Below are 23088 nucleotides of genomic sequence, written 5' to 3'. Positions count from 1 at the left end.
GCAGCGCGCAAAGCCCCGCCCAGCCTGGCTTTGGCGCGATTCCGGGGCGGCTCAAGCGGGCCTTTCGGCGAGATGTTAAAGTGCCCGCTACCGTCAATCCCGGCGGGCGGTGTGCGTGGCAGCAAACCGCCATGCCTGCTTCCTAGCATCCATGTCGAACAAGATGATTTCCAGCCACACCGACTTGCTGCAGCAACGCCTCGACGTGCTGGCCTCCGGGCCCTCGCGCGAGCGTCTGGTTGACGGCCTGCGCGGCATCGAAAAGGAAAGCCTGCGCGTGACGCGCGACGGCATGATCGCGATGACGCCGCATCCGCGCGCGCTGGGTTCCGCGCTCACCCATCCTTCACTGACGACCGATTATTCCGAGGCGCTGATCGAGCTGATCACGCCGGCCGAGCGCGATGTCGCGCTCACGCTCGAGCGGCTCGACGCGCTGCATCGGGAGGTGTATGGCTCGCTCGGCGAGGAGATGCTCTGGAACGAGTCGATGCCCGGCAAGCTGCCGGCCGACGACCAGATCCCGATCGCCGATTACGGCAGCTCGAACATCGGCCGCCTGAAGACCATCTATCGGCGCGGCCTGGCCTATCGCTACGGCCGCACCATGCAGTGCATCGCCGGGATCCACTACAACTACTCGCTGCACGAGGACATCTGGCTGCGCCTGCGCGAGCACGCGCAATCGGCGGCCAGCGAGGTCGATTACCAGTCCGAACGTTATCTCGCGCAGATCCGCAATTTCCGTCGCACCAGCTGGCTGCTGATGTATCTGTTCGGTGCTTCGCCGGCGCTCGACAAGGCCTTCCTGCGCGGGCGCGACAGCGCGCTGGAGAGCTTCGACGCGACCACGCTGTATCGGCCTTACGCGACCAGCCTGCGCATGAGCGATCTCGGCTATTCGAACACCACGGCGCAGGCTGCGTTGGTGGCGGACTACAACTCGCTGGATGCTTACCTCGATGCGCTGTCGAAGGCGGTCAGCGAGCCTTATCCGGCCTACGAGGCGATCGGCACGCATCGCGACGGCGAGTGGATCCAGCTCAATACCAACGTGCTGCAGATCGAGAACGAGTTCTACTCGACGATCCGCCCGAAGCGCGTGACCTATTCCGGCGAGCGGCCGTTGCATGCGCTGGCCTCGCGCGGCGTGCAGTACATCGAGGTGCGCTGCCTCGATATCGATCCGTTCGAGCCGACGGGGATCGCGCTGGACACGGCGCGCTTCATGGATGCGTACCTGCTGGTGTGTGCGCTGGATGACAGCGCGAAGCTCGAATGCGATGCGTATCGCGAAGCCAATGCGAACTTCGGCCGCGTGACGATGGAAGGGCGCAAGCCGGGGCTGGAACTGGTGCGCGACGGCGCGGCGATCTCGATGCGCGACTGGGCCGAGGAAGTGTTCGTGAAGATCGAGGCGGCGGCGCGCGTGCTTGATGAGATTCGCGGGGATGACGTGCATACGCGCGCGGTGGCGGCGCAGCGCGTCAAGCTCGATGATCCGGAGTCGACGCCTTCGGCGCGGGTGCTGCGCGAGATGCGGGAGCGGGGGGAGTCGTTTCTGGACTTCGCGCGGCGGCAGAGCGAGGCGCATGCGGATTACTTCCGGGCGCGGCCGCTTGAGGCGGGGGCGGCGGATGAGGCGAAGCGGCTCGCGGAGAAGTCGCTGGACGAGCAGGCCGAGCTCGAAGGCAAGGATGGCGGGTCATTCGATGCGTTCGTGGCGGCGTATCGGGCTTATACGTTGAATCGGTTCAGCGTGTGAGACCCGGGCAGGGCTGCGATTGGATTTGCTGGCTGTTGTTTGTCGAAGGACAGACTTTCGCGAATCCATGACGGCTCGGAAGTCCATCGTGCTTTATAGTCCGCGGTGCTACCGAAACAACGGCGGCCCGAGCTTGGCGGCTCTGGTAGTGCAATACCTCACGTGGGCGTGCGCCTGACATGGCACGCCTATCGTTTCAATATGCGGGTCTCGGAGGAAATGGTGCCGTGTCCGATCTGCCGACCCGCCACGGCGCCCGCTTTTACTCCTGTTGCGGGCGCTCTGATCGAGGGAAGCACGCAATGAGCAAACACAAGCATGCCAAGCCTGTTCATCCGCGACAGCGCAATTTTCCGAACGACTACACCCGCGAAGATCTGATCGCACAACTGGTTGCGATGGGCGCTGAATGCTATCGTCAGGCCGAGCAGATTGAGGCGCTTATGCAGCGGATATATGAGTTGGAAGCGGAATGTTCGTTGCAGCGAGGAGAGCAGCATGGGGTTGACGGCGAGATCGATGTGAACGGATATCGCCGCCATGCTTCGGATTTTCTAGGTCGGTTTGATTCGGTTGGGTTGGTTGAGCAAGGTGGATATTCCAGCATGGCCGGACAAGATGATGGCTTTGAATCTGAACCCGGGCGTGACTTCAGTGTGGGTCCCGACATGGAATCGGCGGAGACCTGTGTGAGTAATTCAGCGCCGGCTCCAGGGCGTCGTCCGCTAATCGCGTCAGCACCGCGACCTGTCTTTCGCGTATTTGACGTGAGCATGTGACGAGGCCCTCAAGCGCGATTCGGTGTCACGCTCTAATCGTCGGATGTTTGAATCAGCCGGCTTAGCGTTATGAATTCGCGCTTTGGTTGCACGACTCATCTCGAGACCTTCTCCATCATCAGCATCGCGATCACGATGGCGTGACGTCGTATCCGAAACGATTCGACGTCGTATCAACTTCGGGAAGGCCCATCGCCGTGCGCAGGCGGTGCAGATTTGCGGCAACCGTCGCTTTTCCTTCCGTGACTGTTTGGCTTGCATGAAGGGCAGGCCATTGTGCTATTACCTGATCGTCTGGCAGGTCGAAGCGTTTCAACCACGCTTCGGTGGCCATCGTCGTGTTCAGCAACGGCGCGGTGCTGTCGAGCGTGCCGCGTTGGAGTATGTCCATGTCCTCGGCAATGATCGGCCGTAACGCCGCGTTGAGCAGGACGTAGGCAGGCGGCGGCAGCGGTGGTTTGCCAGGGCCATCCGAAATGCCGGCTTGCGGCGCGGCGCCGGCTTGGATGATCAACCCATCGGCCCCCAGCGGCTGACGAACGAACCAATCGGGAGGCAAAGTCCATGAAGCCGGTCCTCCTGCGGCGCGCACGAGGTTCTTGTCCAAGGCGACGATCCAGTCCACGGTTTTGATCTTGCTGGCCAATCTCACCGTGCTGTAGCCCATCGGATCGCCGACGTCGATTCCTGGGCCGTATCGGCGAGCATAAGCATATTCGGTTGCCTCGTTTGCCTCTTGCTCCATGGGGGGAAGGTTCACCCCGAGGCCAGCGTGGCCGTGGACCGTCGGAAGGGCTTCGCAGAATGCGGTAAACAACGCTTGGAATATCCCAGGCCGATGATCCAGGAACATCCGCGGGACGGTGAAGTCGAGTACGTCGAGATTCCCGGAGAGGGGGGCTTTCCAGTCGGCGACCGTGAATACGCCGAAATTGTAGAAACCCGTTGCCAGCTTGTGGTCGGCGCTCGTCATTTGCACGACCAAGGCTTCGTCCGAAGGCACTCGCTTTGCCAACGTGGCCAGCTTCGGGGCCTTGTCGATTGGCGCTGGTTGCTCGCCTTCCGAATAAAACCAGCGTAGTGGGCCGTTCTTCGGTGGTTCTTCCTGGCGCACACGAGCCAGGGCCTGCGCGTATTCGACGATCGTCGCGTTGTACTGTTCAAAGCACTTCACAAGCGCTGCGCGTACAGCGCTTATGTAACCGTCGCGAAAATAGACGACACCGCGCACCACCAGCGCCGCCCCGGTGATGCCCTTGCGGTAGGCTGGCTCGTAGAAGCCAGATGGCAGGGTATCGGCACGGTTCGGGTTTGCAACCCAGGCTTTCATCTGCTCTTCATTCATGTCTCATCGTTCCATCGCGCGCTCAGGGCAATATGACAGGCGGTAGGCTTCCCGGGGAAGGTGGCGGAAAGCTATTGCCCGGGAGCGGGCTTGCGCTGATGCCGCCGCTTTGTCCGGCAAGGTCATCCAGATCGGACGTCGAAGACCTGGACTGACGCTGGGCTGACTCGTGGCTGTTCTGGTCGTCGTCGCCACATCCACACTCGACGGGACCAAGCCTCATGAACTTTGACTCTGAACCCGCTATTTCGATGTAGTCCTGTCGCTGATCACGAGTGAAATCGTCGGGCGGGAATTTATATTCAACCACCATCTTGATATTGGGCTGGACAGGCGGTTGCGCAGGGTCGTTGACGATCACGACGTCCGGCCGGCGGAGATTGCCTTGGCCCGCTTTGTATTTCTTGCGTCCACCGGGCCAGTACTTTTCGATCCAGCGGCGAAGGTCGGAATGAGGTCGCAACGGATCATCTGGATCAGTCACCGGTTCTGGCGGTACCGCCTTCATGTTGTATGTCTGCTCTGGCTTGTACTCCGTTGGCGTGCCGGTTTCCATCCTCGATATCTCGTTCGCAAAGTCCAGCCGTTGCTGAACGCAACGCTGCCGAAGGATTCGACCGTTTCGTGCCGAAATGCCGATTTTTTTGCACTTGCAAAGCACTTGGCAAAGAACCACATGGTCTTTCTTCGACAGACGATGCCTGACATAGACGCGCGTCGTCCGGCCTTCGGAAGACATCCCTCCTATCGTCGAGCCTGGACTGTAATCGCTCATGAGCTTTCGTTTCCGGGATGGCTGAATGCGAATGGCGACGCTTGGCCTCCTGAATGAGCATTGCTGCGAAGCGCGAGACAGCAAGTCTGAGTCGCCGTCCCTTGTTCGGTCCGTCATTCGCCATCGATCTCTCCAAAACCAAAAACTGGCCCTAGTCCGCTGCTTGTCGGAATCATATTCTGCGCAACGTACTAACGACAAGTTACTGGAGGTCTCCAATGGCCAAGGTTAATAACGAGTTTCGGCAGATTTTCACCGGGATGGCACCGCAGGCCATCATCAACCGAGATGAGCTCGCGGCGTTGTTGGCGACGACCGTCGGAGCTGTGACGCAGATGGCATATCGCGGCGAACTTCCGCCGACCGCGTTCCCCGCGAAGCGGCGTGCGTGCTGGTTTGTTGGCGACATCCGTGAGTGGCTTGACGACGCGGCGGCACGGCGACGGAAAGATGACGTGGTGGTACACGAGAGCGCGCAGAAGCCGCGAGTCGGTCGGCCACGACTTCCGGCCAACGGTGCCATCTGAAAGGAGATCGGTTCATGACCCGAGATATAGCCGAACGTTCCGTTCATGGTGAGCTGGTGAAGGCGGACACGATGTGGTTTCACGTATTCCGCTCGATGGTCGATAGCGGGGATCTCGCCCGGATGAAGGGTTCGTCACTCAAGGTCTACCTCATCATCAAAGCGCACGTGAATTTGCATACCGGTGTTGGCGGCCCCGGCATCGAGACGATTTCTGCAAAGGCGGATCTGTCGATCGCTCAGGTCAAGCGCGCTGTGGCTGAGCTCCAATCCTTGGGGTACATCGCCAAGTCCCGGCGCGGTCGCGCAAACGAATACCGTGTTCGCGAGACCATCCAAATCCGTGGTCAAGTGGGGAAGCCGACTGGAGTTGCGTCGTGGGACTACGTACCGGCCGCCGTGCGAGATACCGTTTCGGACCTCAATGGCGTCCTCAATTCGCAGGACATTCGGAGTGCTCGAATCGTCCAAATCGAGCGCTTGCAAGTCAATATCAATCAGATGGGCGCCGGAAGCATGGTCGTCAATGTGCAGGATGCCCTCGCGCAGATACCCACGGGCCTGCGGGAGAAGCTGTCGGACTTGCTTCAGCGAGCTGGTGTCGTGGAGACACAAAGTTATACACAGCGCACGGATGACACGGATCACCGATGAGCTGTCTGGTAGGGAAATACGGCTCGTCGCTGATACCAATGACCCGGCAATAGGGCTCGTGAGCGAGCTCCTAAAGAGAAGAGACGTTTACTTAGAGATTGTTTTTGCACGCCAGCAGTCCGTTGGGCGAGCACCTGTTCGTGAGGACGTTGCGGTTCGCCCTATTCACGATCGGTCACGCAGAACGGACAAAGAGGTCGCTAGATCATGACAAATCACAGCAACAGTGTGCTTAGCGTGCAACTCGGTTCGCTTAAGCAAGATTGGGTTAGCTATTGTCGTTCGCGTGGGATCTCACCGAGCGACGCAACAAGGCAAGTCATTCGAAAACTGATTGAGCGCGAACCTCGTGCCGCGGCCACGCCGCACATCGACTTGCAGAGTGCGTCCCGTGCGAAGGCTCGTATAGAGATCCGTGTCACTCTGGCAGAGCATCGGGCAGTTGCGGCGATAGCCACTGCAGAAGGCTTCTCCCTGAATTCATGGATTGTCGCTCTCATTCGAGCTCGACTGTCCGGCTCGCCACAGCTTGGACAGGGAGAGCTAGAGCAATTGGCATCGTCGAACAGCCGACTGCTCGCGATAGGCCGCAATCTCAACCAGATTGCGCGCGTACTGAACGCCGCCCCGATCGAGCTTGCACGTGTTCGACCTGAGGCCATCGAGTCTCTTGAGAAAGAGATCAACTCTCACACAGCCGCCGTGGCGATGCTCATCCAATCGAACGTTCAACGCTGGTCCCGCTAATCTGGGAGGTTCGCATGAAATCGAAGCTGCATTACAACTGGTTTGACTTGAAAGTGCTCGTTCCTAGAAAGACAGCGCCTGCTACGCATAAGGTCACGCTCCACCGCAAAACTGGTCCCGTTCCTACGCTGTCGCGGATCTCATTTCGGCGTTGATTGTCGGAGTATCAGCGGCGCTCGCCGAACTGGTCATGGCCGGTTTGCTGCTTCTTGCGAAGGTTGCGCTGTCCTTCATGTTGGCCGTAGGCCCCTTGTTTCTTGCTTGCTTCGCTTTCGGGCCGACGAAGCGATTCGCGGAAGGGTGGGTCTCGAAAATTGCGAACTACAGCGTGTTGATCTTTTTCTTGGCGGCTGCGGCGGGAATTTGTTTGTCGATCTACGAAACCTTCGTCAACAGGTTTCTGGCGGACTCAGCAATCAACAATCCGCTGGGAGATGCGTTCAGCTTGCTGGCTCTGGCAGGGGCAATCAATGTGCTGATCATTCAGCTCCCAGGCGTCGCGGCCGGTATAACTGGCGGTGCAGCGATATCCGGTGCGGCTGCAATGGCTATCCCAATACGCCTCAACCCATGGACGACGCTGCGCGGCCGACGTGCCTGCGCACTTGGCGGGTGTGAGATACGTGAATTCTTGAATCGGCCAAGTCTCGCGTGGTGTATGAGGGAATCGACGCAGCGTGGGCGCAGCCGTTTGCTGAGCGCGGTCGAAGGGGGAGCAAATTATGAGATTAGGGGGGCTGGTAAGGCGCCGACTGATGGCGAAAGCTTGCTGCTGCCCTGCTTCGGTAAGCGGGATGGACGCGGGGTCGTCAGTGGCGCTGCCAGCGTTAGCGGCGCTTTCACCGTGACGAATGCATGCTACTCGGAGGACGGGCTTGGGGGCGGACATTTGAGCTGGCACGAAGTCAGGGTGTTGTTCGGCGGTAGTTCTTCAGCGCATCGAGGCTAACGCAGTTTCCGTGCTACCGCATCCCGGCATCCGCATCGCACGAATAGTCGCTCTTGGCCGGTCTCCTTGATTCCGGGGCGAGGCCTGCGCGCAGGGCGCGTTTTTCGTTCTCTCTGAGAACATCAAGATGATGGCTTGCAGGGCAAGCCATCACGTGTACCTACAAGGCGAAAAATTGCGACGGCGCAAGAAAAACGATCGGTTTGGTTCTAAGGCAGGATAGGCCTCCGCCGGTTTTTGTCATATCCGACGTCTGGTGCCATCTACTGTCATAGTGGCTGCTTCCGCTCACCCAGTGTTATTCAAGGTCAGGTCACCAACTCCTGAAGGAAATCCGTGAGCGCCTTCTTGGGGTCGTCCTCTTCCGAAACGATCATTTCGATCCCCCAATGTCTCAGGACCTCCTGAGCGACTGGGTTCGGGCGGTTTGTGAAGATGTAGGACTTCGGCCTTGCCGATGCAAGGGTCGAGCGCTTCCACATCTCGGTCAGACGATAGAACAGTAGTCGAATGTTGAGATCATTCAGGCTGTAGCCGATGAAGAGTACCGAGCTACCCAGTACGTCATTACGAAGCTTGATGTCGAGCGGGGTATCGAAGTCTAGTCGATGGAAGTAGCTGGTCTCGTCGAGGACGATCGACTCGTCTGTGTCGAAATCACCATGGAACTTAATGATCTGTCGGCGTCCGTCCGTGATGGAAACCAGATCGGAAACCTTGGCAATCTTGTCGTACTCCACATCGAACGCATCGTGGGCGAATTCCAGCCATCGGTCGTAGTTGGTGGTGTAGATCCGGGAGAAATTTCCTTCTGTGATCAGCCGATGAATGTCGGATTTAGAGATGTCCGTTGTTGGCTTATGCCATTCACGGTCCATCCAACTGCGCAGCGGTCCGAGACCACCCATCTTCTTCTTGTAGAACTCTGCGAGGGCTAGGTGATTACCGTAGGTAGAGAAGATCTTTGGGTCATAGCCAAGTTCCTTTGCGATACGCGCGATCAATGCGTCCCAATTTGGCAGGCCAAGGTTGGCAGACACCCCAGCGCCCACAAACAGCATTAGCTTGCCGGTACGATGCGCATCAAGCAGTTCATCTTTCATTTCGTACCCTTCGTAGATTTGAGGTGAGCCGCAAACAAGTCCAGTGCTTTACGGCGCATGGAGATGTCGTCCTTGGCCGCGCCCATCTCCGCGAACGTCTGAGTGCTGCCATTCGGGACGAAGACACAGTCCCATTGGAAATCAGTGGGGCCGGCAGGTTTGCGAGGTACGGTTCCGTCGATCGCACCCTCAAAAATATGGATTTCGCGCCCGTCGCAGTACCCAAGGATCGTCTTGGCAGTGACCTTGGCGTCGTCAAGTCCTGCAACGAGGTCAGCGAAGCGATCCGCCTGTAGCCTGTCCCAGAATATCTGCGTTAGACCTGCGGGAAGTCCATTGAGGCCGCTCAAATACAATCCGGTATGCTCAACGAACAGTGGGCGACCAATGGCCTGGAACGCCTTGGCCAACTTGTCCCGCACCAAGCTCTCGACATCTTCTGTTTGGAGCTCCTCGATTTTCCTCGACACTGGCACGATGTCCACGCCTACGGGGGTAAGGATGCGCTGCACCTCGGTGATCTTGTGCGCGTTCCCTGACATGAATCGGATTTTCAAGTTAGATCCTTCATGAATGAGTAGCGCTTGGCTACCTCGTATTGATGTCGCATGTCACTAATTGACAGGCCCTCAGCCATCGCGGCAGCATGGTCGTCCGCGAGGCCGCGTTGGTGGATTGCGGGGTTATCCGAGCAAATGACAAACGGCACCCCATATCGCCGGAACTGTTGAAGTGGGTGAGCCTCGTTCGCAGGAACTGCGCCGGTAAGCCGGTTGCTAATTGGGCATACCTCAACGCAGACATCGAGAGACGAAAGAAGCTCCAGCAATTCCGGATCATTCCCGGCCGCTGTCCCGTGACCAATGCGATCCGCGCCAAATAACTCCACGGCCGATCGGACATTTTCTGCGCGGCCCGTTTCACCCGCATGGATCGTAATTCCGAGCCCGAATTTGTCTTTGGCTTCCCGAAAGAGCGACGGCAATTCCGTCGGATACGCCATTTCTTCATCTCCGGCCAAGTCGAGTCCAACTACATCCGCTGGCCTACCGAGGTCTTCGTAAGCTTGCAAAAGCATGGCTAGATTGACCGCGCTATAGTCGCCACGCGTTACCGTGAGAATCAGGCTGCGGCGGATACCGTGGCACCTCGCAGCTTCCCCAGTTGATTCGATCAGGCGCTCAAGCGCCTGCGCTGGCGAACACTTCTGAAGCGATGTGAGGTACAGAACGCTGCTTCGGAGTTCGACGAAGCGCACGTTGTTTTCGGCCAAGCTCGCAACGACCTCACGGGTGAGTCGATCGAGGTTCTCGCGTTTCCTTGGAAAGAGTCGCAGAACTTTCCAAGGCGTCAGGTACTCGGCCAGCGACTGGCAGGGTGTTGCTCGAACTAGGTCTTGATTGAAATCGAATCCATCCGGCAATACGGTCGCTTCGTCGGCCAGAATCTCTCGAATCGTCGACGCTGGTATCGCGCCGTTCATATGCACATGAAGTTCGCCCCGGTCAGGCACATCCGCGCCTTTCCTGTTCTCGTCTGCGTTCTCGGTGACGCCGGTATCGACCAGCATCCCTGGTAGATCTAGTTGTCGTTGATCCAATCGTCGTCTCGTATCTACTTATCGAGCGCCCTGCTCGGTTCCGAGTGTCATAGCATGTTTCAAATTGTAACGTCTCCGTGCCGACCTATCGGCATGGGTCGGTTGGTTCTCGTTCCGTATCAACTCACGATACAGATCTAGGCGTGTATCTCCGCCTGATACGTCACATGTCTTGCTGATCGAAACTAGCGGTCGGCTTCCACCGCAGTTGCGCCGGTATTCCCGTATGAACCCCACTCGACCATCATCAAAAAATAGGGTCATATTTTCCCGGGAGGTTTGGTGTTCTTGGGTACCAATCCGCGCAGCCGCCCAATGATCAGGAGTTCGCTTGCGAACGAGAGGCACCCACTCTGGGGAGGAGCGGAACTCGCACTGAAAAATCCCAATTTGGGAACTTTACAGATGCCGTGTTCGACGCTATAGTTGATCCCAAATTGGGAACAAACATGCGGCTACTCGGTAAAGACAAGCTTCAGGTTGCTTTAGATAAAGACGCCCAACTCTGGCTACGGAGCTGGATCTCGGAGTTGGTGGCTGCGCATTGGAAGGATGCGGCGGATCTGCTCGCGCAGTTTCCGCGTGCGATGGCGACAGGGCCGGACACATTCATTTTTCGCGTGGGGGCAGCCGTGTGGAACATCGAACTTACAGTGCATTTCCCGCAAGAGATCGCACTGGTGGTAAGCATGGAACAGGCAGCATCATGAACGAAGTGAAGGTTATTAAATCTGACGAACAGTATCGAGACTATCTGGAGCAGGTGCATTTGCTGATGCGGCAGCATCCGGAGCGTGGAAGTTTAGATGCCGAGCGGCTGGAGCTGTTGTCGGTGTTGGTTGACGACTATGAGACGCACCGTTACCCGGTGGAAGCACCGGATCCGATTGACGCGATTTTGTTTCGGATGCAAGAACGTGGGCTGAAGCAGTCCGACCTAGTGCCGTATTTTGGAACGCGAAGCCGCGTTTCCGAGGTTCTTGGGAGGAAGCGGCCGCTCACAGTGCCGATGATTCGTGCGCTGTCGATCGGGCTCGGTATTTCCGCCGACACATTAGTCGGCCTAGCGTCGGTCAACGAAGAGAAGTCCGAGGATTCGGTCGATTGGTCGAAATTTCCTGTAAAGGAAATGGTCGCTCGTGGCTGGCTGACGAAGCTATCGTCGAAGGCAACGAAGAGCGCGGATGAACTGGTCAAGAACTTCATTGCAGACGTCGGGCTTCAGTTCGGAGCGACGGCTTTCCGCAGAACAATCGGCGGACATGCGTATTCGCCGACGACCAAATATGCGTTGCACGCATGGCTGGCACGCGTAATCCAGAAAGCGCGAGCTGCGAAAAATCCAGCGCGGTCCTTTCAGCCCGAGATATTTTCGACAGAGTTTCTTCGAGAGATTGCGCAACTGAGCTGGTTCGAGCAGGGGCCGTTACTGGCCGTGGAGTTTCTGGAGAAACACGGAATCGTTGTGGTGATGGAGCCGCAACTGAAAGGTACGGCTCTCGATGGTGCCGCGCTGAAGGATAGTGACGGAACGCCGATTGTCGCATTGACTCTTCGTCAGGATCGCTTGGACAATTTCTGGTTCACGCTACTGCACGAGGTTGTTCACCTGTGGAAGCACGTTGGCCAGGACGAGACGTTCCTCGACGACTTGGACGCTTCAAGTGAGGATCGGCGAGAGGTTGAGGCTAATAGATTGGCCCGTGAAGCATTCATTCCGCGCGTAACGTGGAAAAGAAGTGATGCCTTCATGGCACCGAGCAAGGAAAACATTGACTCGCTCGCTCGGGAATTGAAGATCAGTCCGGCAGTGATCGCGGGCCGGCTGCGGCGTGAGCTGAATAACTTCCAGCTCTTCAATGACGTGGTCGGATACGATCAAGTTAAACGGCTATTCGCGAATCGATTGGGTCAAGGAGTATAAAATTGCTTACCTACGTGCCTATCCTCCGTGCTAAAGATGGCGAGTTCGATGCCCTACGCCATATGCCCGACCGCGTTGCCCGATCGGTAATGCCGCTGCTCGATGTTCAGAAGCAGCCGCCACAGACGTCTAAGGTCCCGAAATCGCTTCAGGATTACTTGAGCGACGTGGCGGGCAAGCTCGCCGATGCGCAGAATGACCGCCCGCTGTTCGTCGACATGTTCAATTTTGGCCCGACCGACAAAGTCGAAAGTGGGGAGCATGTTTACGCATACTTCTGCGGGGAACTGCATGCTCATGGCATGGACTTCCACGCCGTCGTGGGGGCGGACCGCTGGTCGAGCAGCGAGTACCGCGCTGCGATCGGCCACGTGTTGGCTATGAACGGCGGTAAGGCTCTGCTGCGGCTCGAAACAGAAGACCTTGAGGACATGTCCGATCCTGCGATGTTTGACGACATGCTCGGCGACGTGCTTGGCGAGTGCGGATTGATCGCCCAAAGTCTTCCGGTGTTGATTGATCTGGGCGATATTCGGAACCGTCCCATCGCTGACCTGCTGCCGGACGTGTCGGCGGCGCTCGAGTTTCTTCGCTCACGAGGTTTCGTCCAGGTCGTGATCGCCGGTTCGTCGATGCCGACGAGTATCAACGAAGCGGTCAAAAAGCATAATTCCGCTGCCTTCTTGCAGCGGGGTGAGATGATCCTGTGGAAGACGTTACTTCCTTCCACGCCGGGCGTGCGGGTTGTGTTCGGCGACTACGGAGTACGTAGCCCGAGATCGAGTGATGCCATGTCGCCTGACACCAACGGCAAAATTCGATATACCGTTGGTAATGAGTTCCTGATCGTTCGGGGCCACTCGATGCGGATCGGCCCCAAGGGCGGGCAGATGTGGGGATTGGCAGACTACGTTGTTAAATCGCCGCAATATGCGAAAGAGGGGTTTAGCTGGGGCGACGAGATGATCAAGAAGTGTAGCGAGCACAAGATCAAAGGCAACTCCACTCAGTGGATCGCGTTCGACACCAGTCACCATCTGGCAGCGATTGTTGCCGAGACATACGAATATGCTCGAACGACTCGCGGCATTAGTGCATTGAACCAGCCGGTTTAACGGGGACGTGAAGCGGATGTTGCGTCCGGTCTGCTAGCTTCAGGCGCTCGCGATCAGGTCGCGCGTTGCTGATTTTCCCGTGTGTGGCGCGCACGACCTGATCGCGCGCGCTATCCCAGTTTTTTCAAGAGGCTTTCCGGCTTAAGGTGAGTGTATCGTTTCAGCATCTGCATGCTGCGGTGGCCGGTTATGGACGCAACCTCTAGTGGATGCAGGCCTTTCTCAAAGAGCCGCGAAGTCGCCTCATGCCGGAGATCGTGCCAACGAAGTGTCAGCAGTTCAGGATCCTTCGTTCCGGCCACCTGGAGCGTGCGCTTCCAGACGCAGATCACGGCATTTACGCTGGTAGCGAAGACGGGCCCTGATAGGTCGTGACGAACGTCAGCTGGACCGAATGCGGCGCGTGCGAGCCGCGTGTCGTCGTCTTCCGTATGCGCCGCAAGGTAACGGAGTACGTTGGTTGCACGCGTTGATAGAGGCAGAATTGGCGGTACGCCCTTGTTGTCAGCCCCTCGGGCGTCTACAGGGAAACGGATAACTCGTGCCTTCAGATCTATCCATTCCCATCGGAGACCGAACAGGGTGCCTTGACGTAGGCTGGTTTCAATGGCGAGTTCGAAGGCGGGGGCAGCCCATTGATTGCGGCTGGCAGACAGAAGGGACTTCAGCTTGTCGAATTCGCCAGGGTGTAGGCGGCGGTCTCGGGCTTTGCTGCCGGATGGCTTCCGGATGTTGTCGAGCGGGTTCAAAAGCCCCTCCATGCCCCATTCTTTGCGCGCTATCTCGAAAAGATGGCGTACCACTTGGAGTTCGAGGCGGATGGTGTTTTCGGCGCGGCCGGCCGCGCGACGTTTGTCCCTGTACTTGGCAAAGTCGGCCCCTTTCAAGTTGGCGAGGGTTCGAAACGCCAGGTCGTTCGTCAGCCAGCGGTCAATGCGACGTTCTTCTTGGTAGGGATGGCGCTTCTCGGGGACGATCTCTCTGCGGTAGCGTTCCAGAGCCTCGGCCAAGGTCGTGCGCTCGGCTTCCGAGCGGTCTACGAACGATCCCGTATCCATCTCGCCTTCGATGTGGCGAGCCCACTTCTGGGCCTGCTGCTTTGTATCGAACGTGCGATAGACCGGCTTGTACCCGCGCCGACGAACCTCGGCGCGCCAATATTCACCGCGCTGACTGATGTATGCCATTCCAGACTCCATGCGAAAGATTGTGATCGCTTGGTCTGGATTCTTCCGTTCCGGCAGTTTTCCGGCAAAGGCCAGTTTTTGACGCCTGCGCACGCGGGCTATAGACGAAAAAAAAGCACCACGATTTCTCGTAAGTGCTTGATTTCCTACAGCTAAATTCAGTGGTGGGGCGTGAGTGACTCGAACACTCGACCTACGGATTAAGAGTCCGCTGCTCTACCAACTGAGCTAACGCCCCCAACAGAAAAAAGATTATGCACGAGCTTCCGCCCCGTGTCTAGCCCTTTCTCGCTTTTTTCTCCAAAAAGTTCTCCACCCCATCCCGAGGCCTTCCTCGGCGCACGAAACGTCGAGCCCTCGACGCTCCCGGTATGATGACGCCCACATCCGCCGTGCGGCATTCGCGCGGCCCTGCCGAGGATTCCACGATGGACGAGAACGCGGTTCGCGAGCTGCTCGATCGACTGCTCGCGCCTTGGGTGCGCTCGCTCGGGCTGGTGCCGGTGGCCGTATCGGACGAGGCGGTGACGCTGCGCCTGCCGTTCTCGGGCGAGTTGCGGCATTCGGGCGGTGTGATCTGCGGCCAGGTGTTCATGGCCGCGGCCGACACGGCGATGCTCGCCGCGATCTCGGTGAAGCTCGGCGAATTCCGGCCGATGACCACCGTCGCGCTGAACACCAGCTTCATGCGCGCGGTCCGTTGCGGCGACCTGCTGGTCACGGCGCGCGTGCTGCGCATGGGCCGCAACCTCGTGTTCGGCGAGATCGAGGTGCTCGACGATGAAGGGCGGATGGCGGTGCATGCCACCTCCACCTACGCGCTCGTCAACTGAGCCGCGGCAACGGCAATCCAGCCACACAAACGAAGAGAGAAAGAGAGTCAGTCCATGTTCGACCAGGTCGTATTCGCCGGCGGCGGCAACCGCTGCTGGTGGCAGGCGGGTTTCTGGGACGTCGCGCAACCGGCGCTGGGCATCCGTCCGCGCGTGATCACCGGCATCTCGGCCGGCGCGGCCACGGCCTGCATGCTCTATACGAGCGACTCGCAATGGGTGATGCGCTATTACCTGGACGCCCTGCGCGGCAACACGAAGAACGCCTACTGGGGCAACCTGCTGCGCGGCAAGCCGGTGTTCCCGCATTACCGGATCTACCGGCAGGCGCTGGTCGATATCTACGGCGAGCGCTTCACCCAGCTGGCCGACGCGCCGGAAATCCGCATCGGCGTGTCGCACGTGCCGCGCTGGCTCGGCGCGCGCAGCGCGGTGGCGGCGGGCCTGATCGCCTACAACATCGAGAAATACATCCGCAAGACGCTGCATCCCACGCTCGGCCAGTCACTCGGCTTCCGCCCCGAGTTCGTGCGGGCCCAGGATTGCGCCCATGTCGACGAGCTGGCCGACCTGATCCTGCAGTCCTCGTGCACGCCGCCGTTCACGCCGGTGTTGCGTCGCGCGGGGCGGCCGGTGCTGGATGGCGGGATGGTCGACAACGTGCCGGTCGGCGCGCTCGATCCCACGCCGGGCAGGGTGCTGGTGATGGTGACGCGGCGCTATCCGCGTCCGCAGCGCTTCACGGTCGCGCACGGCGAGCAGACGCGCCTCTACGTGCAGCCCTCGGCCAAGGTGCCGATCTCGAGCTGGGACTACACGAGCCCCGGCCAGATGCAGCACGCCTACGATCTCGGCCGCCGCGACGGCGAGGAATTCGTCGCCGCGATGGGAACGGAAGCTGCGCAGGCGCGGCGCGAAAGCGTCGCGTCCTGAGGCTTCGGTCGGCAGAAAGATAGAGACGGGCGGCGGCGCGCAAGGCGCCGCCATGATTTTGCCCGGCGGCGCTCAGGCGCGCCGGCTGCGCCCGCCGACCAGCGCGTCGGGGTTCGCCACGCTCGACATGTCGCCCGAATCGAAGGCGAGGATATTGCGGAACGCGGCGCCGAAATACAGCTCGTAGCTCTCGCGCTCGACATAGCCGATATGCGGCGTGCAGATCACGTTTTCCATGCGCAGCAGGCTGTAGCCCTGCAGGATCGGCTCGCTCTCGAACACGTCGATGGCGACCATGCCCGGCCGGTTGTAGGCGAGCGCATTGACCAGCGCGCTGTCCTCGAGCAGCTCGGCGCGGCTGGTGTTCACCAGCAGCGAGGTCGGCTTCATGCGCATCAGGTCGTCCTGCTTGACGATGCCGCGCGTCTCGTCGTTCAGGCGCAGATGCAGGGTGAGGATGTCGGCTTCCTCGAAGAAGGCCTCGCGGCTGGCCGCCGTGTCGTGGCCGTCGGCGCGCGCGCGCTCGATCGAATGCTCACGCCCCCAGACCAGCACCTTCATGCCGAAGGCCTTGCCGTAGCCGGCCACCATCTGGCCGATCTTGCCGTAGCCCCAGATCCCGAGCGTCTGGCCGCGCAGCACCTGGCCGAGGCCGAAGTTGGGCGGCATCGCCGAGGTCTTCAGGCCCGATTGTTGCCAGGCACCCTGCTTGAGGTTGGCGACATACTGCGGGATGCGGCGCTGGGCGGCCATGATCAGCGCCCAGGTCAGCTCGGCCGGCGCCACCGGCGAGCCGGTGCCCTCCAGCACGGCGATGCCGCGCTCGGTGCAGGCGGCCATGTCGATATGGCTGGAAGCCTTGCCGGTCTGGCTGATCATGCGCAGATGCGGCAGCTTTGCCAGCAGTTGCGAGGTGATATGCGTACGTTCGCGAATCAGGACCAGGGCCTCGATTTCGGCGAGGCGGCTCGCGAGCTGGCCGAGCCCGCGCACGCTATTGTTGAAGACCTTAACCTCGTGGTCGGCGAGCAACTCGAAACAGTTGAGTTTGCGGACGGCGTCCTGATAGTCGTCGAGGATGGCTATTTTCATGAAGGGTTCGGAAGCGGCACGAAAGACGGAAAGCACCGGGCGACAAGGCGCGCCGGCGGCCCGCACGGCGGGGCCGCCATGATCTTATGACGGCGGCGGCGCAGGTGTATCGCTTTTTAACAGCTTGTTACGGGGCACCCGGCGCCATCGCGTCGATCGCTGATCGGACGCAATGCCGGCCACCGTTGAGCTGGCGTAGAGAATGGGCGTATTTGGAGCCTATTGTTTCTATGATCAGAATAATTAGATGAATCCTGGCGTAAGCCCAGGTTGGGGCGAACATTTTTTGTGGATTTCCCACACTCTGACGGCAACTCTGCACCAAATCCGCTGTCGTAGGAGAATTACGCATTTGCTACACAATTTTGAAGCTGTAATGCACAGCGGCGGGAGTGGTTATGGATCATTTGCAGTCGATGCGAGTGTTCGTCAAGGTGGCGGATCTGGGCAGCTTCGCGCGAGCGGCCAGTGCGATGGATATCTCGAACGCCGTGGCCACGCGCCATGTCGCGGACCTCGAAGGTCGGCTCGGCACGCGCCTGCTGAACCGGACCACGCGCAGCCTTTCCCTGACCGAATCCGGTCAGGTCTATCTGGAACGTGCCCGCCAGATCCTCGACGAGCTCGAGGACGTCGAGCAGATGGTGGTGGCGCGCAATCATGAGCCGGTCGGCACGCTGCGCATCGTCGCGCCGGTCGTGTTCGGCCTGCACAACCTCGCGCCGGTGCTGCAGACCTACACCCAGCGCTATCCCAAGGTGATTCCCGACCTGACCCTCGTTGACCGCCAGGTCGACCTGGTCGAGGAAGGCTTCGACGTCGGCGTGGTGATCGCGCGGCAGATGCGCAGCGCCAGCATCGTCACGCGGCGCCTGACCACCGGCTGCATGACGGTCTGCGCGACGCCCGCCTACCTGGAGCAGCATGGCGTGCCGACCCATCCCGAGCACCTGATGGAGCACCCCTCGCTGAGCCTGCCCTCCGAATACTGGGGCGACGAGCGTGTGTTCACGGGGCCGGACGGCGAAGTGCGGGTGCGGCCGACCAATGTGATCGTCGCCAACAATACCGAGATGCTGCGCCAGTTCGCGCTGCTCGGCATGGGCATCGCGATGCTGCCGAGCTACCTGATCGGCGGCGACACGGCACGCGGCAAGCTGGTGCGCCTGCTGCCCGACTATCGCCTGCCCCAGGTCGAGATCAACGTTGCGTACCCGAGCCGTCGCCACCTGCCGGCCAAGGTCCGCACCTTCATCGATCACCTGGTCGAACACTTCAGCCATTCGCCGGAAACGGCGCTCGGCGAGCAGTGGGCCGGCAGCGGCCTGCAGCCGCCGTCGCAGTCTGACCTGGCTGCAGCGCCGCAAGGCAGCTCGCGCCCGGCCGGCCCGTCGATGCCGGCGCCGCTGCCGAAGAATCGCCAGCGCGTGACCGCGCCGACGCCGCTCTAAGCCGTAGGCGCCGAACACAAAAAAGCGCGCTGTCCGTGAGGACAGCGCGCTTTTTGCGTCTTGCGGATCGCTTCGCCCGAGACGGCGCGGCGCAGCCCACGAAGGGCCGCCCCGCGCTACCTCGTCACGAACCGGTCTTGCGAGCCGGCGCCTTCTTGGCCGCAGCCGTTTTCTTGGCGGCCGGCGCCTTCTTCGCGGCGGCGGTCTTCTTGGCCGGCACGGCGGCTTCGGCCGCATCCGAACCGGCACCGTCCTCGTTGGCGGCCGCGGCGGTCTTCTTCGCCGCGGTCTTCTTGGCGGCGGCGCCCGGCTTCGGCTCCTTCTTCTCGAACTCGAAGCCGATCTTGCCGTCGGGCTGCTTGACCAGGAAGGCCTTGAAGTTGCGGCCGGTGCGCGAGGACTTGAAGTTCGGCAGCAGGTCGGTGCGGCCGTCCGACAGCAGCTTGGCCATCTGCTCGCGGGCGATCTCCTGCTGCAGGATCACCTTGCCGGAGCGGAAGTCGCAGGTCTTCGGGTTGGCCACCGAGTTCTCGCAGACATAGCTCATGCCGTGCTCGAACACGCGCCCACCGCACTTCGGGCAGGCGCCCACCGGCTCCTGCGCCGAGAAGTCGGGCGCCTCGCCATCCTCGCCGCCCTGGTCCTGGCCGAAATCGAACTCGAGCTTGTAGTTCTTGGTCTCGTCGTCGAAGGACAGCTTGAGGATCGCCGAGAACGGTCGGCCCATCTTGCTGCGGAAGCCCGACAGCGGGCCGATTTCCTTCTTCTGCAGCAGCTCCTCGACCTCGGGGATCTCGAACTGGCGGCTGCCCGGGATCTTGGAGATCGAGAACTCGCACTTGGTGCAGGCGAAGCGCCGGTAGTTCTCCTTCACCTGGCCGCCGCAATTCGGGCACGGCGTCTGGAGCGTCGCGTAGTCGCCCGGGATCGTGTCCGAATCGTATTCCTTGGCGCGCTTGACGATGGTCTGCGTCATCCGCGCGATTTCCTGCATGAAGGTATCGCGAGGCAGGTTGCCGCGTTCCATCTGCGAGAGCTTGTATTCCCATTCGCCGGTCAGCTCGGGCGCGGTCAATTCCTTCACGCCGAGGCCGCGCAGCAGGGTGGTGAGCTGGAACGCCTTGGCGGTCGGGATCAGCTCGCGGCCCTCGCGGATCAGGTATTTCTCGCCGAGCAGGCCTTCGATGATGGCCGCGCGCGTGGCCGGCGTGCCGAGCCCCTTGGCGGCCATCGCCTCGCGCAGCTCGTCGTCCTCGACCAGCTTGCCGGCGCCTTCCATCGCCGACAGCAGGGTGGCTTCCGAGTAGCGCGCGGGCGGCTTGGTCACCAACTGGTGGGCGGCGACCTTGTCGGTCTTGACCTTCTCGTCCTTCTGCACCGGCACCAAGTTGGCGTCGGCGCCTTCGGCGTCGCGGCCATAGACCTGCAGCCAGCCCGGCTCGACCAACACCTTGCCCTCGGTCTTGAAGTGATGGCCGGCCACCTCGGTGATGCGGGTGGTGACCTTGTACTCGGCCGCCGGGAAGAACACCGCCAGGAAGCGCTTGACCACCAGGTCGTAGAGCTTCTGCTCCGGCTCGGACAGGGCCTTGGGCGCCTGCAGGGTCGGGATGATGGCGAAGTGGTCGCTGATCTTGGCGTTGTCGAAGATCCGCTTGTTCGGCTTGACCCAGCCCTTGTCGAGCACCTGCTTGGCGTGCGGCAGGTAGTTGTTGCTCTCCTTGAGCATCTCCATGGTCTGCATGACGGTGCCGAGGTAGTCCTCGGGCAGCGCGCGCGCGTCGGTACGCGGGTAGGTCAGCACCTTGTGCTTTTCATACAGCGCCTGGGCCAGGCCCAGCGTGTTCTTGGCGGAGAAGCCGAAACGGCTGTTCGCCTCGCGCTGCAGGCTGGTCAGGTCGTAGAGCAGCGGCGAGAGCTGGGTCGAGGGCTTGGATTCCTCGCTGACCACGCCGATCTGGCCGCGGCAGGCCGCCACGATGGTTTCGGCCGCCGGCAGCGCCCACAGGCGCGAATCACGCTTCTCGGGATCGTGCTCGTCGCGCTTGAATTTCGGGTCGTACCAGCGGCCTTCGTAGAAGCCGCCGGCGCAGACGAATTCGGCGCGCACTTCCCAGTAGTCGCGCGGCACGAAGCGCCGGATCTTCTCCTCGCGCTCCACCACGATCGACAGCGTCGGCGTCTGCACGCGCCCGACGGTGGTCAGGAAGAAGCCGCCGCCCTTGCTGTTGAAGGCGGTCATCGCGCGCGTGCCGTTGATGCCGACCAGCCAGTCGGCTTCCGAGCGGCAGCGGGCGGCGTCGGCCAGCGGCTGCATGTCGGCGTCGCTGCGCAGCTTGGCGAAACCGTCGCGGATCGCGGCCGGCGTCATCGACTGGAGCCAGAGGCGCTGGACCGGCTGCTTGGCCTTCGCATGCTGCGCGATCAGGCGGAAGATCAGCTCGCCCTCGCGCCCCGCGTCACATGCGTTGATGAGGCGGTCGATGTCCTTGCGCTTGATCAGCTTGGTCAGCACCTTGAGCCGCGATTCGCTTTTTGCGATCGGGTTGAGGTCGAAATGCGGGGGGATGACGGGCAGATGCGCGAAACTCCATTTGCCGCGCTTGACCTCGTATTCCTCGGGCGCGGCGATTTCGAGCAGGTGGCCGACCGCGGACGACAGGACGAAGTCGTCGCTTTCGAAGTATTCGTCATGCTTGGTAAAGCCGCCCAGGGCGCGCGCGATATCGTTCGCGACAGAGGGCTTTTCCGCAATGATCAGTGCTTTGGACATGACTCGAGTGGGTTGGATAGACCGGATGGCCGTCTGACGGCCCTTTTACGTCGGCTTTATAGCACACGGCGCCGGGTCGTCACCCGGCTCGTGTAAAAAGCGGCCCATCATAAGTGGGGGCCGAAGCGCCGGCAAGCCTGCCGAAGCGCCGTGTGGCGCGGGCCTCGGCGGTATGAGCGATCGCGGCAGGCCGGCATGTCGACTTCGGGGTCAGACGGCGACGTCGAGCAGGTTGCGCAGTTTCGGCGCGTGGGTCACGCCGGGAATCGCGCTCAGATCGCTCAGCATCCGCTCGACGATGCCCGCGTGCGGCAGCACCGTGCCGAAGAAGCGCACCGCGTGGGCGTCCTCGATCAGGATGGTCGGGAAGTTCTCGACGTCGAAATCGTCGAGGCGGTCGGCATGGGTTTCGATGTCGATCCACACGAAGCAGGCCTCGGGATGGGCGGCGGCGAGCCGCTCGAAGGTGTCGTCGTAGTCGCGGCAGGTGCCGCACCATTCGGCGCACAGGCAGGCGACGAGCAGCGCGTTGGGATCACGGAGGCGCTCGGCGATCCGATCGGCGTCGGTATCGAGATTCAGCGCGGGCATCACGGTTCCTTGCTGGATGGCGGTGGCGCGGGTTGCCCCGCATCGCCGGAATGTAGCACGGCATGCGCCGGGGGCGTGGCGGGTGCGGCGGCGGGCGTGTCGAGCCGCTGGTAGCGGTCGCCGGGCAGGCTCGCCACGCGGCCGGCCAGTTCCAGCCGTAGCAGCAGGTGCGGCAGGGCGTCGGCGGCGATGCCGGCGCGCGCGGCCAGCAGGTCGACCGGCACGGGGCCGTGGCCGAGCGCGTCGAGCAGCGCCAGCGCCTCGGGCGATAAGGGGGCGCCTTGCCGAGCGGCACCGCCGGCCGGCGTGAGGTGATCGGCGCCGCCGTCGAAGTGGCGGGGCGATGCGTCGTCGTCGCTGCATTCCAGATCCGGGCAGTCTCGCGAATGGGCTGGATCGCGGGTGGCGCAATCGTGAGCTTCGGCATGGCGGCTGCGCTTCGCGGCGGAGCGAGTGCCTGCCGCTTCGGCTTCACGGGCCATCGTATCGACGTCGACCGCCGCGATGCCGAGCTCCACCAGCACGTCGGCCGGCGTCTCTACCAACGTCGCGCCGTCGCGGATCAGGGCATGGCAGCCGCGTGAGAGCGGGGCATGGATCGAGCCGGGGATCGTGAACACGTCGCGGCCCAGCTCGTTGGCCAGGCGCGCGGTGATCAGCGAGCCCGAGCGCGGCGCCGCCTCGACCACCAGCACGCCCTCACAGAGCGCCGCGATCAGGCGATTGCGCTGCGGGAAGTTGGCGGCGCGCGCCGGCGTGCCGAGCGGCCATTCGGACAGCAGCGCGCCGTGCTCGGCGATCTGCCGGGCGAGTTGCCGATGCGCGGCAGGGTAGACGCGATCGAGCCCCGTGCCGACCACCGCGACGGTGCCGGCCGCGCCCTCCAGCGCGCCGCGATGCGCGGCCGCGTCGATGCCGCGCGCGAGCCCCGACACCACCACCAGCC

General features: G+C 61.3%; 20 protein-coding genes, 1 tRNA gene and 2 pseudogenes. 12 read left to right on the top strand and 11 right to left on the bottom strand.

The features are described 5' to 3' along the window. The first annotated feature begins 151 nt into the window (after nucleotides 1-151). Together gshA and F3J18_RS07315 are read left to right on the top strand one after the other, a co-directional pair. Complete coding sequence (gene gshA, locus F3J18_RS07320; RefSeq protein WP_166912267.1) at nucleotides 152-1765, top strand: glutamate--cysteine ligase; 1614 nt, start codon at nucleotides 152-154, stop codon at nucleotides 1763-1765. Between the two features lie 302 nt (nucleotides 1766-2067). Next, the gene (locus F3J18_RS07315) at nucleotides 2068-2544 is read left to right on the top strand and encodes a hypothetical protein (RefSeq protein ID WP_166912265.1); all 477 of its coding nucleotides are present in this window, start codon (nucleotides 2068-2070) and stop codon (nucleotides 2542-2544) included. A gap of 130 nt (nucleotides 2545-2674) precedes the next feature. On the opposite strand, the gene F3J18_RS07310 is transcribed toward F3J18_RS07315, so the two are convergent. Next, nucleotides 2675-3889: a DUF3396 domain-containing protein gene (locus F3J18_RS07310; protein WP_166912263.1), complete on the bottom strand. Its 1215-nt coding sequence runs from the start codon at nucleotides 3887-3889 to the stop codon at nucleotides 2675-2677. Nucleotides 3890-3911: 22 nt separating this feature from the next. Then, on the bottom strand, nucleotides 3912-4664 hold the full coding sequence (locus tag F3J18_RS07305; RefSeq protein ID WP_166912261.1) for a VRR-NUC domain-containing protein: 753 nt from the start codon (nucleotides 4662-4664) through the stop codon (nucleotides 3912-3914). 218 nt (nucleotides 4665-4882) lie between these two features. Here F3J18_RS07305 and F3J18_RS07300 point away from each other — a divergent pair, with 218 nt between their 5' ends. The 4 genes and pseudogenes from F3J18_RS07300 to F3J18_RS37795 form a co-directional block, all read left to right on the top strand. Beyond that, nucleotides 4883-5191 carry a hypothetical protein gene (locus F3J18_RS07300; RefSeq protein ID WP_166912259.1) on the top strand — a complete coding sequence of 103 codons (309 nt, stop codon included), beginning with the start codon at nucleotides 4883-4885 and terminating at the stop codon, nucleotides 5189-5191. 14 nt (nucleotides 5192-5205) lie between these two features. Next, entirely contained in the window at nucleotides 5206-5844 is a 639-nt protein-coding gene (locus tag F3J18_RS07295; RefSeq protein ID WP_205195344.1) for a helix-turn-helix domain-containing protein, read from the top strand. A gap of 207 nt (nucleotides 5845-6051) precedes the next feature. Then, complete coding sequence (locus tag F3J18_RS07290; protein ID WP_166912257.1) at nucleotides 6052-6591, top strand: plasmid mobilization relaxosome protein MobC; 540 nt, start codon at nucleotides 6052-6054, stop codon at nucleotides 6589-6591. Between the two features lie 139 nt (nucleotides 6592-6730). Continuing rightward, nucleotides 6731-7540: pseudogene (locus F3J18_RS37795) on the top strand (type IV secretion system protein); the annotation flags it as partial. Nucleotides 7541-7848: 308 nt separating this feature from the next. Here the strand turns inward: F3J18_RS37795 and F3J18_RS07280 are convergent. From F3J18_RS07280 to F3J18_RS07270, 3 genes are read right to left on the bottom strand one after another with little or no spacing between them, the layout of a single operon-like run. After that, a complete protein-coding gene (locus F3J18_RS07280) occupies nucleotides 7849-8643 on the bottom strand; it encodes an SIR2 family protein (RefSeq protein WP_166912255.1) in 795 nt (264 codons plus the stop codon). Next, the gene (locus tag F3J18_RS07275) at nucleotides 8640-9200 is read right to left on the bottom strand and encodes a non-canonical purine NTP pyrophosphatase (protein ID WP_166912253.1); all 561 of its coding nucleotides are present in this window, start codon (nucleotides 9198-9200) and stop codon (nucleotides 8640-8642) included. The genes F3J18_RS07280 and F3J18_RS07275 overlap by 4 nt, the downstream gene beginning before the upstream one ends. Continuing rightward, complete coding sequence (locus F3J18_RS07270) at nucleotides 9197-10243, bottom strand: adenosine deaminase (RefSeq protein ID WP_240154588.1); 1047 nt, start codon at nucleotides 10241-10243, stop codon at nucleotides 9197-9199. The genes F3J18_RS07275 and F3J18_RS07270 overlap by 4 nt, the downstream gene beginning before the upstream one ends. A 449-nt stretch (nucleotides 10244-10692) precedes the next feature. On the opposite strand from F3J18_RS07270, the gene F3J18_RS07265 reads away from it, so the two are divergent. From F3J18_RS07265 to F3J18_RS07255, 3 genes are read left to right on the top strand one after another with little or no spacing between them, the layout of a single operon-like run. Continuing rightward, nucleotides 10693-10953: a type II toxin-antitoxin system HigB family toxin gene (locus F3J18_RS07265; RefSeq protein WP_166912251.1), complete on the top strand. Its 261-nt coding sequence runs from the start codon at nucleotides 10693-10695 to the stop codon at nucleotides 10951-10953. Then, nucleotides 10950-12167 carry an ImmA/IrrE family metallo-endopeptidase gene (locus F3J18_RS07260; RefSeq protein WP_166912249.1) on the top strand — a complete coding sequence of 406 codons (1218 nt, stop codon included), beginning with the start codon at nucleotides 10950-10952 and terminating at the stop codon, nucleotides 12165-12167. The genes F3J18_RS07265 and F3J18_RS07260 overlap by 4 nt, the downstream gene beginning before the upstream one ends. Before the next feature lie 2 nt (nucleotides 12168-12169). Continuing rightward, nucleotides 12170-13282 carry a beta family protein gene (locus F3J18_RS07255; protein WP_166912247.1) on the top strand — a complete coding sequence of 371 codons (1113 nt, stop codon included), beginning with the start codon at nucleotides 12170-12172 and terminating at the stop codon, nucleotides 13280-13282. Nucleotides 13283-13392: 110 nt separating this feature from the next. On the opposite strand, the gene F3J18_RS07250 is transcribed toward F3J18_RS07255, so the two are convergent. Both F3J18_RS07250 and F3J18_RS07245 read right to left on the bottom strand, forming a co-directional pair. Further along, nucleotides 13393-14469: a site-specific integrase gene (locus tag F3J18_RS07250; protein WP_166912245.1), complete on the bottom strand. Its 1077-nt coding sequence runs from the start codon at nucleotides 14467-14469 to the stop codon at nucleotides 13393-13395. Between the two features lie 162 nt (nucleotides 14470-14631). Beyond that, nucleotides 14632-14707, bottom strand: a tRNA-Lys gene (locus F3J18_RS07245). Nucleotides 14708-14897: 190 nt separating this feature from the next. Between F3J18_RS07245 and F3J18_RS07240 the strand changes: the two genes are divergently transcribed. After that, nucleotides 14898-15302 (top strand): PaaI family thioesterase, encoded by a 405-nt coding sequence (locus tag F3J18_RS07240; protein WP_013699758.1) that lies wholly within the window; start codon nucleotides 14898-14900, stop codon nucleotides 15300-15302. Nucleotides 15303-15356: 54 nt separating this feature from the next. Next, complete coding sequence (locus F3J18_RS07235) at nucleotides 15357-16235, top strand: patatin-like phospholipase family protein (RefSeq protein ID WP_025097240.1); 879 nt, start codon at nucleotides 15357-15359, stop codon at nucleotides 16233-16235. Between the two features lie 72 nt (nucleotides 16236-16307). On the opposite strand, the gene F3J18_RS07230 is transcribed toward F3J18_RS07235, so the two are convergent. Then, complete coding sequence (locus F3J18_RS07230) at nucleotides 16308-17327, bottom strand: D-2-hydroxyacid dehydrogenase family protein (protein WP_025097239.1); 1020 nt, start codon at nucleotides 17325-17327, stop codon at nucleotides 16308-16310. 398 nt (nucleotides 17328-17725) lie between these two features. Between F3J18_RS07230 and F3J18_RS07225 the strand changes: the two are divergent. Beyond that, nucleotides 17726-18643, top strand: a pseudogene (locus tag F3J18_RS07225) (LysR family transcriptional regulator); the annotation flags it as partial. Between the two features lie 259 nt (nucleotides 18644-18902). Here the strand turns inward: F3J18_RS07225 and F3J18_RS07220 are convergent. From F3J18_RS07220 to F3J18_RS07210, 3 genes are all read right to left on the bottom strand, one after another. After that, nucleotides 18903-21551 carry a DNA topoisomerase III gene (locus F3J18_RS07220; protein ID WP_025097237.1) on the bottom strand — a complete coding sequence of 883 codons (2649 nt, stop codon included), beginning with the start codon at nucleotides 21549-21551 and terminating at the stop codon, nucleotides 18903-18905. 210 nt (nucleotides 21552-21761) lie between these two features. Then, nucleotides 21762-22142 carry a thioredoxin family protein gene (locus F3J18_RS07215; protein WP_013699753.1) on the bottom strand — a complete coding sequence of 127 codons (381 nt, stop codon included), beginning with the start codon at nucleotides 22140-22142 and terminating at the stop codon, nucleotides 21762-21764. Then, on the bottom strand, nucleotides 22142-23088 hold a 947-nt coding region (locus F3J18_RS07210), incomplete at its 5' end, for a DNA-processing protein DprA (RefSeq protein WP_166912243.1). The genes F3J18_RS07215 and F3J18_RS07210, both read right to left, overlap by 1 nt.

This window comes from Burkholderia sp. Ax-1720 (genome assembly GCF_011753035.1).
Lineage (GTDB): Bacteria > Pseudomonadota > Gammaproteobacteria > Burkholderiales > Burkholderiaceae > Burkholderia > Burkholderia gladioli.
Note: the sequence above shows the minus strand (reverse complement) of the source record. Positions and strands in the feature narration are given on the sequence as shown.

What these genes read in the sequence shown, in the direction of transcription:
- F3J18_RS07220 (WP_025097237.1), bottom strand. Translation starts at nt 21,551, where the DNA reads ATGTCCAAAGCACTGATCATTGCGGAAAAGCCCTCTGTCGCGAACGAT.
- F3J18_RS07250 (WP_166912245.1), bottom strand. Translation starts at nt 14,469, where the DNA reads ATGGCATACATCAGTCAGCGCGGTGAATATTGGCGCGCCGAGGTTCGT.
- F3J18_RS07265 (WP_166912251.1), top strand. Translation starts at nt 10,693, where the DNA reads ATGCGGCTACTCGGTAAAGACAAGCTTCAGGTTGCTTTAGATAAAGAC.
- F3J18_RS07315 (WP_166912265.1), top strand. Translation starts at nt 2,068, where the DNA reads ATGAGCAAACACAAGCATGCCAAGCCTGTTCATCCGCGACAGCGCAAT.
- F3J18_RS07260 (WP_166912249.1), top strand. Translation starts at nt 10,950, where the DNA reads ATGAACGAAGTGAAGGTTATTAAATCTGACGAACAGTATCGAGACTAT.
- F3J18_RS07280 (WP_166912255.1), bottom strand. Translation starts at nt 8,643, where the DNA reads ATGAAAGATGAACTGCTTGATGCGCATCGTACCGGCAAGCTAATGCTG.
- gshA (WP_166912267.1), top strand. Translation starts at nt 152, where the DNA reads ATGTCGAACAAGATGATTTCCAGCCACACCGACTTGCTGCAGCAACGC.
- F3J18_RS07295 (WP_205195344.1), top strand. Translation starts at nt 5,206, where the DNA reads ATGACCCGAGATATAGCCGAACGTTCCGTTCATGGTGAGCTGGTGAAG.
- F3J18_RS07290 (WP_166912257.1), top strand. Translation starts at nt 6,052, where the DNA reads ATGACAAATCACAGCAACAGTGTGCTTAGCGTGCAACTCGGTTCGCTT.
- F3J18_RS07305 (WP_166912261.1), bottom strand. Translation starts at nt 4,664, where the DNA reads ATGAGCGATTACAGTCCAGGCTCGACGATAGGAGGGATGTCTTCCGAA.
- F3J18_RS07230 (WP_025097239.1), bottom strand. Translation starts at nt 17,327, where the DNA reads ATGAAAATAGCCATCCTCGACGACTATCAGGACGCCGTCCGCAAACTC.
- F3J18_RS07215 (WP_013699753.1), bottom strand. Translation starts at nt 22,142, where the DNA reads ATGCCCGCGCTGAATCTCGATACCGACGCCGATCGGATCGCCGAGCGC.
- F3J18_RS07240 (WP_013699758.1), top strand. Translation starts at nt 14,898, where the DNA reads ATGGACGAGAACGCGGTTCGCGAGCTGCTCGATCGACTGCTCGCGCCT.
- F3J18_RS07310 (WP_166912263.1), bottom strand. Translation starts at nt 3,889, where the DNA reads ATGAATGAAGAGCAGATGAAAGCCTGGGTTGCAAACCCGAACCGTGCC.
- F3J18_RS07235 (WP_025097240.1), top strand. Translation starts at nt 15,357, where the DNA reads ATGTTCGACCAGGTCGTATTCGCCGGCGGCGGCAACCGCTGCTGGTGG.
- F3J18_RS07300 (WP_166912259.1), top strand. Translation starts at nt 4,883, where the DNA reads ATGGCCAAGGTTAATAACGAGTTTCGGCAGATTTTCACCGGGATGGCA.